14 protein-coding genes are annotated in these 15,376 nt (G+C 71.5%); 8 read left to right on the plus strand and 6 right to left on the minus strand.

The genetic code is table 11. From position 1 onward, the window contains the following. The 3 genes from D7V97_RS26255 to D7V97_RS26265 all read left to right on the plus strand — a co-directional run. Positions 1-1,843 (plus strand): hybrid sensor histidine kinase/response regulator (locus D7V97_RS26255; protein WP_199728938.1); only part of this gene is annotated, 1,843 nt, incomplete at its 5' end. 10 nt (positions 1,844-1,853) lie between these two features. After that, positions 1,854-2,873: a chemotaxis protein CheB gene (locus D7V97_RS26260; RefSeq protein WP_120613379.1), complete on the plus strand. Its 1,020-nt coding sequence runs from the start codon at positions 1,854-1,856 to the stop codon at positions 2,871-2,873. Beyond that, complete coding sequence (locus D7V97_RS26265) at positions 2,867-4,642, plus strand: protein-glutamate O-methyltransferase (RefSeq protein WP_120613389.1); 1,776 nt, start codon at positions 2,867-2,869, stop codon at positions 4,640-4,642. The genes D7V97_RS26260 and D7V97_RS26265 overlap by 7 nt, the downstream gene beginning before the upstream one ends. Positions 4,643-4,667: 25 nt before the next feature. Here the strand turns inward: D7V97_RS26265 and D7V97_RS26270 are convergent, their stop codons facing one another. Both D7V97_RS26270 and D7V97_RS26275 read right to left on the minus strand, forming a co-directional pair. Continuing rightward, complete coding sequence (locus D7V97_RS26270; protein WP_120613380.1) at positions 4,668-4,991, minus strand: polyhydroxyalkanoic acid system family protein; 324 nt, start codon at positions 4,989-4,991, stop codon at positions 4,668-4,670. A gap of 125 nt (positions 4,992-5,116) precedes the next feature. Further along, complete coding sequence (locus D7V97_RS26275; protein ID WP_120613390.1) at positions 5,117-6,526, minus strand: deoxyribodipyrimidine photo-lyase; 1,410 nt, start codon at positions 6,524-6,526, stop codon at positions 5,117-5,119. A gap of 165 nt (positions 6,527-6,691) precedes the next feature. On the opposite strand from D7V97_RS26275, the gene D7V97_RS26280 reads away from it, so the two are divergent. Beyond that, positions 6,692-8,068, plus strand: coding sequence for a hypothetical protein (locus D7V97_RS26280; RefSeq protein ID WP_199728939.1), 1,377 nt, complete (start codon positions 6,692-6,694; stop codon positions 8,066-8,068). A 109-nt stretch (positions 8,069-8,177) separates the two neighbouring features. Further along, positions 8,178-8,384: a CsbD family protein gene (locus D7V97_RS26285; RefSeq protein ID WP_120613382.1), complete on the plus strand. Its 207-nt coding sequence runs from the start codon at positions 8,178-8,180 to the stop codon at positions 8,382-8,384. Between the two features lie 81 nt (positions 8,385-8,465). On the opposite strand, the gene D7V97_RS45425 is transcribed toward D7V97_RS26285, so the two are convergent. After that, positions 8,466-8,627: a hypothetical protein gene (locus D7V97_RS45425; RefSeq protein ID WP_199728940.1), complete on the minus strand. Its 162-nt coding sequence runs from the start codon at positions 8,625-8,627 to the stop codon at positions 8,466-8,468. Between the two features lie 481 nt (positions 8,628-9,108). Here D7V97_RS45425 and D7V97_RS26290 point away from each other — a divergent pair, with 481 nt between their 5' ends. After that, entirely contained in the window at positions 9,109-10,092 is a 984-nt protein-coding gene (locus tag D7V97_RS26290; RefSeq protein ID WP_120613383.1) for a universal stress protein, read from the plus strand. Between the two features lie 56 nt (positions 10,093-10,148). After that, the gene (locus D7V97_RS26295; protein WP_120613384.1) at positions 10,149-12,011 is read left to right on the plus strand and encodes an ABC transporter ATP-binding protein; all 1,863 of its coding nucleotides are present in this window, start codon (positions 10,149-10,151) and stop codon (positions 12,009-12,011) included. A gap of 13 nt (positions 12,012-12,024) precedes the next feature. Here the strand turns inward: D7V97_RS26295 and D7V97_RS26300 are convergent, their stop codons facing one another. After that, positions 12,025-12,393, minus strand: a complete 369-nt coding sequence (locus tag D7V97_RS26300; RefSeq protein ID WP_120613385.1) for a co-chaperone YbbN — start codon at positions 12,391-12,393, stop codon at positions 12,025-12,027. Positions 12,394-12,638: 245 nt separating this feature from the next. Between D7V97_RS26300 and D7V97_RS26305 the strand changes: the two genes are divergently transcribed. Beyond that, complete coding sequence (locus D7V97_RS26305; RefSeq protein ID WP_120613386.1) at positions 12,639-14,027, plus strand: SMI1/KNR4 family protein; 1,389 nt, start codon at positions 12,639-12,641, stop codon at positions 14,025-14,027. A gap of 140 nt (positions 14,028-14,167) precedes the next feature. On the opposite strand, the gene D7V97_RS26310 is transcribed toward D7V97_RS26305, so the two are convergent. Both D7V97_RS26310 and D7V97_RS26315 read right to left on the minus strand, forming a co-directional pair. Continuing rightward, positions 14,168-14,446: a hypothetical protein gene (locus D7V97_RS26310; protein WP_120613387.1), complete on the minus strand. Its 279-nt coding sequence runs from the start codon at positions 14,444-14,446 to the stop codon at positions 14,168-14,170. 113 nt (positions 14,447-14,559) lie between these two features. Beyond that, the gene (locus tag D7V97_RS26315) at positions 14,560-15,207 is read right to left on the minus strand and encodes a vancomycin high temperature exclusion protein (RefSeq protein WP_120613388.1); all 648 of its coding nucleotides are present in this window, start codon (positions 15,205-15,207) and stop codon (positions 14,560-14,562) included. Positions 15,208-15,376 lie beyond the last annotated feature (169 nt).

Here is a 15,376-nt window from a genome sequence, read left to right on the forward strand (position 1 = left end):
GTCCGTGGCCCCGGCCGCTCCCGCCGTGTCCGCCGCCCCCGTGGCTCCGGTCTCCCCGGCGCGTGCCGCCGAGCCCGTCGCTGTCGCGGCGCCTCCGCCCGTGAAGGAGGAGGAGGCCCCGAACGTCGCGAAGGGCAACTCCATCGCGGATCGCAGCATCCGCGTGAACGTGGAGGTGCTGGACTCGCTGGGACTGCTCGCCGGCGACCTGCTGGTGGAGAGCGCCCGCGGCCGGCTTCGCAGCACGGAGACGGCGGCCCTCTTCGAGCGCTTCAGCCGCCTGGGCGACCGCTTCCTGCGGATGTCCGAACAGGTGGACGTGCCGGACGCGGTGCGCTCGGAGCTGGAGCGCGCGGAAGCCGACCTGCACATGCTGCGCGACGACGCGTTCCGCTTCGTGCGCCGCAACGGCGACGGCATCAACACGCTGCACGGCAACCTGGCCCAGCTGGCGGACCACGTGGCCGAGGCGCGGCTCGTGCCGCTCGCCACCGTGTTCGACGCGTTCCCGCGCGCGGTGCGCGACATCGCGAAGACGCAGGAGAAGGAAGTGGACCTGGTCATCGAGAACGCCGACATCGGCGTGGACCGGTCCATGCTGGCCGACGTGCGCGACGCGCTGGTGCACCTGCTGCGCAACGCGGTGGATCACGGCCTGGAGTCCCCGGACCTGCGCCAGCAGATGGGCAAGCCCGCCACGGGCCGCATCCGCATCCGGGTGCGCGTGGACGGCGACATGCTCCACATCGAGGTGGAGGACGACGGCCGGGGCATGGACACGGACCGGCTCAAGCAGGTGGCCGTCAACAAGCGCCTGCTGTCGCCGGTGCAGGCCGCGGCGCTGTCGGAGCGCGAGGCCATCGAGCTCATCTTCCGTCCCGGCTTCTCCACCCGCGAACAGGTCAGCGAGCTGTCCGGCCGCGGCGTGGGCATGGACGTGGTGAAGCGCAAGGTGGAGACGCTGGGCGGTTCGGTGGGCGTCGCGAGCCGTCAGGGCCGTGGCACCACCATCACGCTGCGCCTGCCGCAGTCGCTGGCCCTGATGAAGGTCCTGCTGGTGCGCCTGGGCGACGACGTCTACGGCATGCCCGCCGCGGACGTGGTGGCCGTCATGCGCATCAAGCCCGATGACCGCATGGAGGTGTTCGGCACGCTGGCGGTGCGGCACCGGGGCAAGCCCACGGCGCTCGTGGCGCTGGGGCCGCTCTTGGGCCTCAACGGCGGCAACCGCTTCGACAAGCCTCCCGCGGTGGTGGTGCGCCACGGCGACGACTACGCCGCGCTGGTGGTGGACGGCTTCGTGGACGAGCGCGAGGTCGCGGTGAAGCCCTGCGGCGGCGAGTTCCTCAAGGGCGCGCCCTTCATCGCGGGCACGGCGGCGCTGGAGGACGGGCGCATCGCGGTGCTGCTGCACGTGCCGGACATCATGACCGAGGTGCGCCGCATGGCCCGCCCCGTCACCCAGGCCCCCGCCAGCCGACGGCTGCGGGTGCTGCTGGTGGACGACTCGCCCATCGCCCGGGCGACCGAGGGCGCGCTCGTCAAGGCGCTGGGCCACATCGTGGAGGAGGCGCAGGACGGCGAGGAGGCCTACGCGAAGGTGCAGACGAACACGTACGACCTCATCCTCACCGACGTGCAGATGCCCAAGCTGGACGGCTTCTCGCTCACGCGACGGCTGAAGGCGACGCCCTCCGTGGCGCGCATCCCGGTCATCATCCTGTCGTCGCTCGCGTCGCCGGAGGACAAGCGGCGCGGCCTGGATGCGGGCGCGGACGCGTACCTCGTCAAGGGCGAGCTGGGTGTGGAGAGTCTGGCGCAGTCCATCGATCGGCTGACCTGAGGAGCCACGGGTGGGTGGGGGCACGGCGGTGACGGGACTCGCGTTCCGGGTACTCCTGGTCGGGCGGGGTCTGCGCGGGCTGGCGCACAGGCTCTTCGACGGGGAGTCGCTCGTGGCCGTGGGTCCGCCCGAAGCGGACTTCGTGGGCGTGGAGGACGTCGTCCGGCGCCACTTCCCGGACGTGCTCCTGGTGGACCTGCTCCACGCGGAGGCGCTGGGCGCCATCGAGCGCATCATGGCGGCCCGGCCGGTGCCCATCCTCGCGCTGCACCCGGGGGTGCTCACCGGCCAGCAGGCGTTCCAGGCCCTGGCCCTGGGGGCGCTGGACGTGATGGACCGGCCCATCCACCCGGGGCCGGAGTTCTGGCACTCGGTGGGCCGCAAGCTGGTGATGCTGGCGCAGGTGAAGGGCGTGCGCCCGTCACCCTCCGTCAGCAGGCAGGCGCCGGAGGGACCCGCCGCACCGTTCCCCCTGGTGGCGCTGGCTGCGTCGCTGGGCGGCCCGAAGGCCGTCGCCCAGGTGCTGCGCATGATTCCGCGCGGTTTCCCGGCGCCCATCGCCTACTGTCAGCACATCAGTGAGGGCTTCACGGAGGGGCTGGCGCACTGGCTCTCCTCGGAGACCGCGTTGCGCGTCGTCGAAGCGACGCATGACGCCTGGATGGAGCCGGGGACGGTGTACATCGCCCCTTCAGGAGGACATCTGCTGGTGAAGCCGGAGGGCCGTCTGGAATTGGACTCGGGACCTGCCCTGCGGGGCTTCCGCCCCTCGTGTGACATGCTGCTCACTTCGGCGGGGGAGGCCTTCGGACGCCGCTGCATCGGCGTCATCCTGACGGGCATGGGCCGCGACGGGGCCAGGGGTCTGAAGGAGATTCGCGAGCGGGGCGGACGCACCATCGCGCAGGACGAGGCTTCGTGCGTCGTCTACGGCATGCCGCGCGAGGCGGTGCTGCTGGGCGCGGCGCAAGAGGTGCTGCCGCTCGAGCGCATCGGTCCGACGCTCGTGCAGTGGGTGGACGCGTGCTGACCGTCGGCAACAAGGTCCTCCAGCAGCTGGCCGCGCTCCTCTTGGAGCGCGCGGGGCTGAAGATCACCCTGGACGGCTACCACAGCCTGAGGCTCGCGCTGTCCACGCGCATGCCCGTGCTGGGCCTGAGCGATCCGGACAAGTACATGCAGCGGCTGCTGGGCACCCACGGCGAGGAGGAGCTGCGCGCGCTCCTGCCGCTGGTGACGGTGGGGCACACGGAGTTCTTCCGCGACGCCAAGCAGTTCCGCGCGCTGGAGCAGAGCGTGCTGCCGGAGCTGCTCGCGCGGGCGCGGCGCGAGATGCGCAAGGTGTCCATCTGGTCCGCGGGCTGCGCCACCGGCGAGGAGCCCTACAGCCTGGCGCTCGTGATGGCGGAGTTGGGCGCGCTCGCGGTGGAGGTGGACCTGTGGGCCACCGACCTGAACCTGGCCGCGGTGGAGGCCGCGCGGCAGGGGCGCTTCACCAGCCGGCGGGCGATGGCCATTGGCGCGGAGCGGCTGAAGCGCTTCTTCAAGCCGGTGGACGAGGGCTACGAGGCGTCGCCCATCCTTCGCGAGTACATCCGCTTCGACGGGCAGAACCTGGCCGCGCCGGTGTTCGACAAGGTGGCGCCCGCGTCGTTGGACCTCATCCTCTGCCGCAACGTCATCATCTACTTCGACCTGCCCACCATCCGCGGGTTGATGGACCGGTTCCTCGCCGCGCTGCGCCCGGGCGGGCTCTTGTTCCTGGGGTACTCGGAGAGCCTGTTCAAGGTCTATGACCGCTTCGAGATGATCGAAGTGGACGGCGCGTTCGTGTACCGGCGACCGCTGGGCGAGCGCCCCCTGACTCCGCCGCCTCGCGTGTCCGGCCCGTCGGATGCGCCCCTGCGCCCCGGCACCCCGGAGTCCTTCGCGGTGGAGGTCCGCCAGCGCATGCAGGCCAACGCCGCGGCCGCCGCGAAGCTGCGGGTGACGGGCAGCGCGGGCGCCTCCGGCTCACGGCTGGGGGACGTCGCGCGCCGGCCCACCACCGAAATGCCCTCCGTGGCCCACAACCCACCCGGACGGCGCACCGGTGAGTTCCCGGCCGCCCGGGTGGAGCCCTCGCGTCCGGCGGAGCCGCCGGGCCGCGGGGTGACGGAGCGGTCCACGGGCACCTTCCCGGTGGTGCGGATGAACGCCTCCACGCCTCGCCCGGCGGCGGACGGCACACCTCCGCGCCCCGGAAACACGGCCGGCGCCGGAGGTGCGTGGCCGCTGCTCCTGCCGCCCGCGGAGCGCCTCAACCTGGCGGTGCGCAAGATGACGCAGGGGGATTTCCCCGGCGCCATCGACGGCGTGGAGAAGCTGCTGGTGGACGAGCCGAGCGACCTGGACGCGCTCCTGACGCTGGGCAACCTGTACTCGCTCACCGGCCGCATCAACAACGCGCGCGACACCTTCGCGCAGGCGCTCCAGCGCGAGCCGCTGTGCGTGGAGGCGCGCATCTTCGGCGGCGTGGCGGCGATGCAGGCGGGGAACCTGGCCGAGGCGCGCTCCGAATTGGCGAAGGCGCTCTTCCTGGAGCCCACGCTGGCCATCGGCCACTACCTGCTGGCCCAGGTGCAGGAGCGCACCCAGGACTTCGAGGCGGCCCGGCGCAGCTACCGCAACGCCGTCGCGCAGCTCAAGTATCCGCAGCGCCCGCTGGCGGGGCACTACCCGGAGATGCTGGATTCGGCGGAGTCCATCTCCCGCGCGGCCCGCTATGCGCTGGCCGCGCTGGAGGAACAGCCGGGCTGACGTTGTTGCCCGGCCGTGGCGGCGGTCAGTCCAGGTTGCCCTTGACCTGATCCAGGCTCTTGGACGGATCCAACACGGCGCCGAACTTCTTCTGCAGGTACGACTTGGCCTGGCCACGCAGGAGCATGCCGGGGTCGGTGCCTTCGCCCGTCACGGTCTTGTCGGTGATGACGAAGCTGGCGTCCAGGTTGATGCCCATCACCTTGCCGGCGAGCTTCGCGCCCTCCTCACCCGTCCAGTCGGACTTCACGCCGTACTTCGTGCCCCAGTAGTTGAGGAGCTGCTCGACGCGCTTCTTGACCTCGTCCTTGGGAAGGTTGTGGGGGACCTCGAATTTCAACATGCCCATGGCGGTGACTCCTGTCCGGAAAGGTGGCTGGTCCAAGCGGTTTAGTGAGCCCCGGCCCGAAAGGGAACCGCCGTGTTGTGTGGAATGCTGGGGATGTCCACCGGCGGCCTGGCGGGCGGCCTTGTTCAGGTCCCCCAGCGCTCCAGGTACGGGGCGAGGTCGAACTTCTGGGCCGTGCGCAGCGAGCTCATGGGCCGCACCTTCCCCAGCACCGCGCGCTCCTGGAAGGGCCGGTCATGCAGCCCCAGGACCCACATGAAGTTGGAGACGCTCGCCGGGTCGCGCCCGTCCACCGCGTAGGTGTCGTTGAGCTTCGCGATGCGCTCCAGCGCCTCCTGCGGCGTGGCGCTCCACTCGAGGATCTTCTTCCCCCAGAGCATGCGCAGGTAGTTGTGGATCCGCCCGCGCTCCCGCAGCTCGCGCTGGGACGCGTTCCAGAGCGGATCCTGCGTGCGGCCGTGCTCCAGGTCCTCGTAGGAGTACAGGTGCGGACGCGGATCCGCCTGGTGGCGGGAGAGCGTCTCGCGAGCCCAGGGGGGCAGGGACGCCACGGTGAGCTGCTTCGGGCCGGGCGTGTGGAAGCAGTAGTTGAAGCCCAGCTCGCGGCGCACGAGCAGCTCCTCCAGGAAGGACTGCACGGCGGGATGTTCCCGGCCCTTCGCCGCGATGGCCGCGCGGGCCGCCTCGCCCGGGAAGAGGTTGCCCCAGTGGAAGTAGGGCGACAGGTTGGAGTGCTGGCCCAGGCCCGGATCATTCCGTCCCGTCTCGTAGCCCTCCAGCCGCGCCTCGAGGAACGTGCGCAGGGCCTTGAGGCCCGCCTTGCGACCGCCGCGCTCGTCCAGCGGCTTCACGGAGTGATCCACCGCGAACGTGGTCAGCGCGGCGCGCGCCTTCGCCGCGTCGGCCACGGTGAAGTCCGGTTGCAGCGATGCGGCCGGGGCCTTCAGCTTGCGCTTGGGCAGGGTGCGCTCCAGGTACTCCGGCCACAGCTTGCGCAGCTTGGGGCGCAGCGCGTACGCGCCCACCTGGGCCGCGGGGATGCGCTGCATGGGCACGACACATGAGGCGTCCACGGCGATGAGCGGCACGCCCAGCGTCTTCGCGGCGCCGCGCAGGTGGCCCGGGATGATGTACGTGGGGAACAAGTCAGACACGACGGCCGCGGCGCGCCGGCCCAGCTTCGCGATCCGGGGCACGTGTTCCTTCTTCGTGCGCGGCAGCTCCAGCCAGTACGGCAGGCCGCGCGCGGCGCAGCCTTTGGCCATGTCCTCCATGCCCTCCAGCGCCCACGCGTGGAGCCGCTCCGACGCGTAGGGATGGTCCGGACGGAGGGCCTGGTAGACGACGACGGGCAGGCCCAGGTGGTTGCCCAGCGCGATGGCGGCGTCCAGCGCGTGGTTCTCCTCCGCGCGGTGGTTCACCATGCACCAGTAGAGGACGAAGTCCCGCTGGCCGGAGGGGAAGGGGGCCGCGTTCACCACCTGGATGCGGGCGGCGTCGACGTCGAGTTCGGACCACGAGATGCCTTCGGGCATGGTGCCGCGAAGATGCCGCATTCGCGCGCGTGTCGCGGTGGAACTTTCCGCGCGTCGTGCGGTGGACCCCGTGCGTGCGCGACTGTCGACTCCGGAGCGGAAATCCGGCATGTGCGCACGGGTTGTGGTTTTCTGCCGCACGGTCGGACCCAAGGAGCCCCCTACGTGTCACCTCATCGAAGCTGGAACCTCCCTGTCACCGTCCTCGCTGTCGCGCTGATGTTGTCGGGCCTTGCCCACGCGCAGGCGGGTGGCACGTCCGTGTACCCGGCGCCCCAGCCTCCGCCTCCGCCCGCGTCGCCCATGTACGCGGCGCCGCCGTCCCAGGCCGAAGCACCTCCGCCTTCGCAGTCCGCGCCTCCGTCCAACGGAGCCTATGGCCAGCCGCAGGCCACGCCTCCGTCCAACGACGCGTATCCGCCCTCGCAGCAGGCCGCGCCTCCGTCCAACGACGCGTATCCGCCTTCGCAGCAGGCCGCGCCTCCGTCGAACGACGGCTACGCGCAGCCGCCGCCTTCGAGCTACCCGCCGGCGAACCCGAACGACACGTATCCGCCCGCGAGTGACGCGCCCCGCGCGCCTCCGGATCCGGACCGCCTGCGCACCGAACCGCAGGCCCCGCTGACGGAGGGCCCGTCCGGCGTGCGCCAGGAGTCGAACCCGGACAGCGCGACCGCGTCCACGGTGCGCCCGCCCCCCGCGGACAATGGCGTGTTCCTGGATGGCCAGCGCCGCCGCGGGCCGTTCCTCTCCGGTCCCGGCAGCATGACGTTCGTGATGCACCACACGGCGATGGGCGCGCTGGGCGGCTTCTTCACCCAGGCGTTCTCGCAGGACTTCAGCTTCGACCGCAGCTCGCGCGAGGCGATGCTCGCGGGCACGCTCATCGGCGCGGGCCTGGGCTTCGGCGCCTCCGCGTGGTGGCAGTTCAACAACTGGGTGGATCAGCCCATGGCCAACTTCAGCGTCGGCAACTCGCTGGTGGGCTCCATGTTCTTCGCGGGCTTCATGGACCTGCTCACGCAGGATCCGGGCGTGCTCACCTGGTCCGCGTTCCTGGGCGCGGAGCTGGGCGCGTGGCTGACGGCGGGCATCGGCGGCGGACAGCTCCCGCTCAACGACGGCCTGCTGGTGGCCTCCGGCGCGGGCTGGGCGGCGGCGTACAGCGCGCTCTTGCTCGCCATCGTCCACTTCTCCGGCACGTCCATCTCCGGCAAGACGTGGAAGGACATGCTGCTCATCGCCCCGGGCGTGGGCGCGGGCGCGCTGGCGCTGGCGACCATGCGCTACAACCCGACGCCGTCCCAGATCTTGCGCGCGGACTTCTTCGGCGCCGGCGTGGGCGCGGCGGTGCTGCTCATCTCCGGGATCGTGCTGGGCGGCTTCAACCAGTCCACGCCCTACGTGCTGTCGTTCCTGGGCTCCGCGGGCGCCATCACCACGGTGAGCCTGCTGTGGGAGGAGAGCGTGGACCGCTCCGCGACGACGGTGCGAAGCGGGCACGCCTCCAAGGACCGGCCCTACAAGAACGTCTGGTGGTAGGCGGGCAGGAGGGCGAGCGGGCGGGCGTGCTGTCGCCGCGTGCCATGCGCATGCGACATGCCCACGTTCTCTGCACCAACGCTTCACACAACGACGTCAGGAGGACGCCATGGGTGAGTGGACTGACAAGGCCAAGGGCAAGGTGAAGGAGACCGTGGGCGTGGCGACCGGCGATCGCTCGCTGGAGGCCGAGGGCAAGGCCGACACGCTCAAGGGCAACATCAAGGGCAAGGTCGAGGACGCCAAGCGCGTCATCAAGGACGCGGTGGACGGCGACAAGGAGCCGCGCCGCGACGCCGACCCGCATCAGCGCTAGGCGATACCCTTCAAAACATTCGGGCCGCGGAAGCGAGTGCTTCCCGCGGCCCGAGCTGTTTCTTCGAGGGATGTCGCTGCGTCAGTTCCGCATCTTGTCGCAGGGACACGCCACTTCGAGGAAGGTGGTGGATTTGCCGCTCACCATCACCCAGAGACAGCGCAGCACACAGGCTGTTCCGAACTCCCGGTAGATGAGTCCCAGATTGGCAACCACCTCACGTCCGGTGATGACCCCGCGCATGACCCGCTCCCTTGCTTCCTGCCGTCCGACCCGCCGCCCATGGCAAGGCGTCTTGCCGGTCGAAGGTCATTGCAAAGGGCTGGCCGTTCCCCGCGACCTGCCGTCCTGGCCCAACGTCCACCGCTGGACGTCCCAACCCCTTGAATCGCCGACCTCGGCCGCACGCCTGCCCGCGTCACGGTGCACGACCCGGAGTCGCGCCCTGAAAACGTTACAGAGGGCTTCGTCTCACGCGTAACGGAGGACCGGTCCAAGCGCCTGGGACGGGCGGGCAGTGGGGGCCCCGTCGCCCGGTCGAAGGAGCAGCGTCCCTGCGAGGCGCGTGGCACATCCACCGTCAGGCCTGAATGTATGTGCATGGGAGCTTCGCGCGACGCGGAGCCCATGACGCCGTGCAGTGGCCGTCCCGCCCGTGCGTGAGGTGAGTTCCCGCCAGGCCCTGGATGTCCGCGCCGTGAGGTCGAGGAAGGAGGGAGTCGAGATGAGACCGAGCGTGTCTTCCCGGAGCGGTCCGCCCTTGTTGCCCGAAGGCCTGCTCCGCGCCCAACGCGGGCTGAAGCGGGTGGTGGTGGGGCTGAACTTCTCCCTGCAATCCGAGTTCGCGCTGGCCCGGGCGCTGCGGCTTCCCCTGGCGCACGGGGCGGCCTTGAGCGTGCTGCACGTGAGCCCGCCGCTGGATGGCCACAGGGGGCCCGACGGCACGGTGGTCGGGGCGCGCTGCCTGCGCCGCGCGGTGACGTCGACCTGTCGGCGGTTGCGCCAGCGGCCGGACGTGGACGTGCGCGAGGAGCTGCGCGCCGGGGACGCGCCGCGCGTGGCATCGGAGCTGGTGAAGGAGCAGGGCGCGGAGGTGCTGGTGGTGGGCCGTCCCTCGCTGATGAAGTACCCGGTGGCGCCGCTGCCCGACACCTGCATGCTGATGCGGCTGGTGCGCGAGGTGGACACGTCCGTGCTGGTGGTGGTGCCGCACCCGGGCCGCGTGTACCACCGGCCCCTCGTCGCGGTGAACTTCTCGCGCGAGTCGCGCCGGGCACTGGAGCTCACCCTGCGCCTGTGCCCGCCCTCGACGCCCGTGGAGGTGTTGCACGTCGTGGACACGCGCGAGGAGGAGGCGGCCCTCCAGCGCGAGGACGCGCCGCTGGACCGGTGGTTCCGGCTGCGGCAGGAGCGCGAGGACGCGGCGAGGGTGGCGCTCGGGCGCTTCCTGGCGCCCTACCGGGAGACGGGCCGCGAGCTGGGCATCCGCGTGCGCACCGGCAACCCCGAGGAGGGCATCCTGGCGGAGTCGCTCGAGCGTGACTCGGACCTGCTGGCCCTGGGCATGTCGTCGGTCTCGCCGCGCCCCACGCTCATCCAGGGGGTGTTGGGGCACTCGCGCTGCGACGTGCTCATCTCCCGCCACGTCGCCCCGTCCGCCGTCCTGCCAGACGGTGGCCCCCCGTCCCGCTCCGTGCCCCACGACTGAGGAGCCGGAGTCCCCGGTCCGCGACGGGAAGCCAGCGCGGCGGCCGGCAGCGCGTTATGAGGGGCGGCACTTTGTCACCCCCCGTCACGCCGCCGCCGCCGTCGCTCCGCTCCCGCCTGAAGAACGCGGGCGTCCTCTTCAAGCAGCTCCCCGGCACCTTCCGCCTCTTCTGGCAGGCGAGCCCCCGGGGCGCGGTGGTGCTGGGCCTGCTGACGCTGGTGGCCGCCGTGCTGCCCGCGGGCATCGCGTGGGTGGGCAAGCTCATCGTGGACACGGTGGTGGCGGCGGCGCAGGGCGACGCCACGGCGCACACGCGGGTGCTGGGGCTGGTGGCCACGGAGTTCGCGCTGATGGTGGGCTCCGCGGTGGTGGACCGGGGGCTGACGCTCACGAGGGATTTGCTGCGCGCGCACCTGGGCAACCTGCTCAACGAGCGCATCCTCCAGAAGGCGCTGGAGCTGGAGCTCAAGCACTTCGAGGACTCGGACACCTACGACAAGATGCAGAACGCGCGGCGCGAGGCGAACGCGCGGCCCCTGTCGCTGGTGATGCAGGCGTTCAGCATCGTGCGCAACGTCATCACCCTGTCCACCTACGCGGTGCTGCTGGTGTCGCTGTCGCCGTGGAGCGTGGGCGTGCTGCTGCTCGCGTCCATCCCCGCGTTCATCGCGGAGGCGCGGCTGGCGGCGGAGGGCTTCCGGCTCTATTCGTGGCGGGCACCCGAAGGCCGCAAGCTCAACTACCTGGAGTGGATCCTCACGCGCGACAGCACCGTGAAGGAGGTGAAGCTCTTCGGGTTGGGGCCGCTGGTGCTGGGGCGCTACCGCACGCTGTTCCAGAAGTTCTTCGCGGAGGACCGGGCGCTCGCGCGCAAGCGCATGGCGTGGGGGCTGGGGCTGGGCCTGCTGTCGCTGGCGGCCTTCTACGGCTGCTACCTCTTCGTCGCGAGCCGCGCGGCGGCGGGCGGCATCTCCGTGGGCGACATGGTGCTGTACCTGTCCGTGTTCCGGCAGGGGCAGGCCGCGTTCCAGGGCATCCTCACCAGCGTGGGCTCCATGTACGAGGACGCGCTCTTCATGAGCAACCTCTTCGCGTACCTGGACATCCCCACGACGGGGGAGACGGCGCTCGTGCTGCCCGCGCTCAGCCCGCCGCGGGGGCCGGGCAACGCCATCGAGCTGCGCGACGTGTCCTTCCGCTACGCGGGCAAGGACGCGTGGGCGCTGCGCAACGTGTCGCTGACGCTCAAGCCCGGCCAGAAGCTGGCGCTGGTGGGGGAGAACGGCGCGGGGAAGAGCACGCTCGTGAAGCTGCTCTTGCGCATGTACGAGCCGACGGAGGGGAAGGTCCTCTATGGCGGCGTGGACACGGTGGCCATGGACGTGGGCGACCTGCGCAGCCGCTTCGGGGCGGTGTTCCAGGACTTCGTGCGCTACCAGTTCAACGTGGCGGAGAACATCGGGTTGGGGCACGTGGCCGCGCTGGAGGACCGGCCGCGCATCGAGCGCGCGGCGGAGCAGGGCGGGGCGAACACCGTCATCGCGACGCTGCCCGGCCAGTACGACACGATGCTCGGCGGCTGGTTCGAGAAGGGCCAGGAGCTGTCCAGCGGCCAGTGGCAGAAGCTGGCGGTGTCCCGGGCCTTCATGCGCGACGACGCGGAGGTGCTCATCCTGGATGAGCCCACCGCGAGCATCGACGCGGAGGCCGAGCACGCCCTCTTCGAGCGCTTCCAGGCGCTGGCCGCGGACCGCATCGCCATCGTCATCTCCCACCGCTTCTCCACGGTGCGCATGGCGGATCAGATCGCCGTGCTGCACAACGGCACCGTGCAGGAGCTGGGCAGCCACGACGAGCTGATGGCGCTCGATGGGCGATACGCGCACCTGTTCCGGCTGCAGGCGCGCGGCTACCAGTGAGGCGGGGCGCGGCTCAGGACGCGGAGGCCACGGCCGGGGCCTGCTTGGGCAGGTGGTCGCGGATGACGCCCAGCCAGTACGGCTTGCCGTAGTACTGGCTCATCTTCCCCAGCCGCTCCCCGTTGAGGAACAGCAGGAACGTGGGGATGCCGTGCAGGCCGAAGCGGGTGGCCAGGGACTCGTGCTCGTAGGCGTTGACCTTGACGACGCGCATGGGCGCGCCCTCCAGCTCCGCGAGGAGGTCGGGTTCGGCCGCCGCGTAGATGTCGCAGTTGGGGCAGCCGGGGCCCCAGAAGTCCACCACCACCAGCTCGTCGCGGGGTTCCAGGACGAGCGCGTCGAAGGTCTCGGCCGTTGCCTCGTAGCTCACGGGATGCGCCATGGCGTCCTTCCTAACCGGGGGCCCCCCGGGCTTCCACCCTGGCTGGCAGGCCCCGGAGCAGGCGGGCGCGGGGATGGAGGGGCCCGCGGTGTCAGGTTCTCCAGATATGTCTCCAGGGGGGCTTTCCGGCGTCGCCGGGGGGCCTGGAGGTGTCGGGTGGACGAAACCCGACATGCACACTGCGCACGGGGGCCCAGGCACCGTAAGGTGCGAGCCCCGGTGGCTGTCGAAGTCGTGGAGGGGTCATGCACGAGTGGTTGGAGGCACTGCGCAAGTCGGCGAAGGCGGCCTCGGAGGGTGTGCGAGCGGAAGAGGTCCGCCGCGCCGAAACGGAGTGTGGCGTCCCGTTTCCGCCGGATCTCGCGAACCTGTACCAGACGCTCAACGGCGGTGAGTTCCAGGGCGAGGTGCGCCTGTACCCGCTGCGGGGTGACGAGGGTGCGCCCAGCGTCCTGGAGAAGAGCCGGCTGAGCCTGGTGGGGCTGCCCGCCGCGGGCGTATGGCGCTTCGGGTTGAAGGGGCCGCACCGTCACCTGTTCGTCGCGCGCAAGTCCGCGATGGAGGAGCAGGGGGACGGCGGAGGGCCGCTGCCCGGCTGGGTGGAGGCGCTGGACTCGGACGACTGGGTCTTTGGCACCTGGGAGAACGAGAAGAAGGAGATGCGGCTGTACCGCACCCTCAAGGACATGATCGAGGTGCTGGTCCCGCCCGTCGAGGTGGAGAGCTTCGGGGAGCGGACCTTCGCGCGGGCCATGAACGCCGTGTTGCAGGGCGCGCTGTCCGGCGCCGAGGCCGACACGGGCGAGGAGGACGAGGACAGCCGCCGCACGGCCTTCGAGGGTGAAGGGGAAGCGCCGCCCACGGACGCGAGGGACCGCGACTACTCGCGCGACCTGGCCGCGCTGGCGCAGGACGCCGACGAGGACTCGGAGCGCGAGGAAGACGAAGAAGCGGAGTCGGACGAGGGCGCCCAGGAGGAGCTGTTCGAGGAGCCCGAGACGAAGAAGGTGCGAGCCCCCGCGGAGAAGAAGGGTCGTGCGGCGCTGGCCGTCGTGCCGCCGTCCGATGAGGCCCCGTCCGCGCCGGTCCGGGGAAGCGCGCGCAAGTCCGCGGCCGCGCCGGAGTCCGAGCCTAAGCCGGAGCCCGTCCGCAAGACCGCGACGAAGTCCGCGCCCGAGCCCGTCCGCAGGGCCGCGACGAAGCCCGAGCCCGCGCCGGAACCCGCCCGCAAGGCCGCTGGAAAGAAGACGTCCGCAGCGGCCGCACCGACGCGCGGTGGAGCACGCAAGGCCGCCGCGAAGAAGGCCGCCCCCATGCGGGGCGCTGCGAAGAAGGCCGCCGCGAAGAAGGCGGCCGCTCCCTCGCGAGGCACCGCCAAGAAGGCCGCCGCGAAGGGCGCAGCTGCCAAGAAGGGTGCGGTCGCGAAGAAGGGCGCCGCCTCCAAGCGCGGCGCCGCGAAGAAGGCCGCGGCTCCGAAGCGGGGCGCGAGCGCCGCGAAGAAGGGCGCCGCGAAGAAGGCTGCGGCTCCGAAGCGGGGCGCGAGCGCCGCGAACAAGAGGGCCGCCGCGAAGAAGGGCGCCGCGAGGACGGCCTCCCGCAAGCCCGCGGCGAAGAAGTCCGCGCGTCGGTCCTGACTCGGCCACACCCCTGAAACCAGGGGCGCGTCCAACTCGCGCGGCGTCGGTCCTGACGCCGTGGCCCTGAAACAAGGGCGCGTCCCCCACCCGGGGACGCGCCCTGTTGAACCCGCCCCGTGCTGCCCGGGCGGACCCGGCTACCCTTCGGGGAGCAGGTCGGACGGATGCGAGCGGGGACGCGGGTCGTCAGGCTGCGCGGTCAGCTCGCGCTCCTCTTCTTCCTCCTCGTCGCCCCGGCGGAACTCCTGGATCTGATCCGGCAGGATGTCCCGGGCCTCCGCCTCCTCTTCCATCGGGGGCGACAGGGCCAGGTCCTGATCCGTGATGTTGATCTCGTCCTCTCCGGTGTCCGGGTTCCGGTGGCGCAGCGAGGTGGACTCGCCCACATCCTCGTCTCCGAGCTTGTTGAATCGCATGGGGTCTCCCCGACAGGGACGGTTGAGAAAGCTTCCGTGTCCCAACGAAAATGAGACCCCCGGACGGGGCTGGCAATCCCAGCCGCACGCCTGCCTGCCGGGCCCGGCCCGCGTCAGCGAGGGGCTGTCGGTGGCCGGCTGTTGAGGCTGCCGGGCTCCACCTTCAGCAGCACCATGCCCAGCGCGAGCACCCGGGAGAGCGTCTCGCGCACCGTGTAGCGCCAGGGGGTCGCGCGGCCCTCGTCCGCCGCCACGCCCCACGCGTCGATGCCCACCGAGTTGGCGATGAACAGCGCCCGCGACAGGTGGAAGCGCTGGGTCACCAGCACCGCCCGGTCCGCGCCGAACACCGTGTGCGCCCTGAGGCAGCTGTCATAGGTGGACAGCCCCGCCTCGTCGCCCAGCACCACCGCCTCCGGCACCCCGCGCTCCACCAGGTAGCGCCGCATGGCCCGCGTCTCGTCGTGGAAGGGCGCGGAGTTGTCCCCGCTCACCAGCAGCGCCTGCACCTTGCCCTGCCGCCAGAGCGCGATCGCCGCGTCCAGCCGCTGCGCCAGCACCGGCGACGGCACCGCCCCCGGCGCGAGCCCCGCCCCGAACACCAGCGCCAGCGGCGCCGCCGGCGCCTCCGCCAGCGGCACGATGCGGCCCTGGTAGCGCAGGCGCACGAAGTGGGACAGGGCGAGCACCGTGAGCACGGCCAGCCCGAGCAGGCCCAGGCTCCTGCGCACCCACACCCTGCTCGTGCCGCCAGCCTTCATGGACCCCGCAGAACGGTCGGAAGGGTCCATTCTCTTCCGGCCCGCCGCTCCCGGAAAGCGAACCTTGCGGGCCGCACACCGGAAGTGTCATGCCCGCCCGACCCCTGGACGACCGCTTCCCTGTCCATGCAAGCGGGGAGCCCCGGGCCCCTCCCGGACCACCCCGCCG

Source organism: Corallococcus sp. CA053C (genome assembly GCF_003611675.1).
Taxonomy (GTDB): Bacteria; Myxococcota; Myxococcia; order Myxococcales; family Myxococcaceae; genus Corallococcus.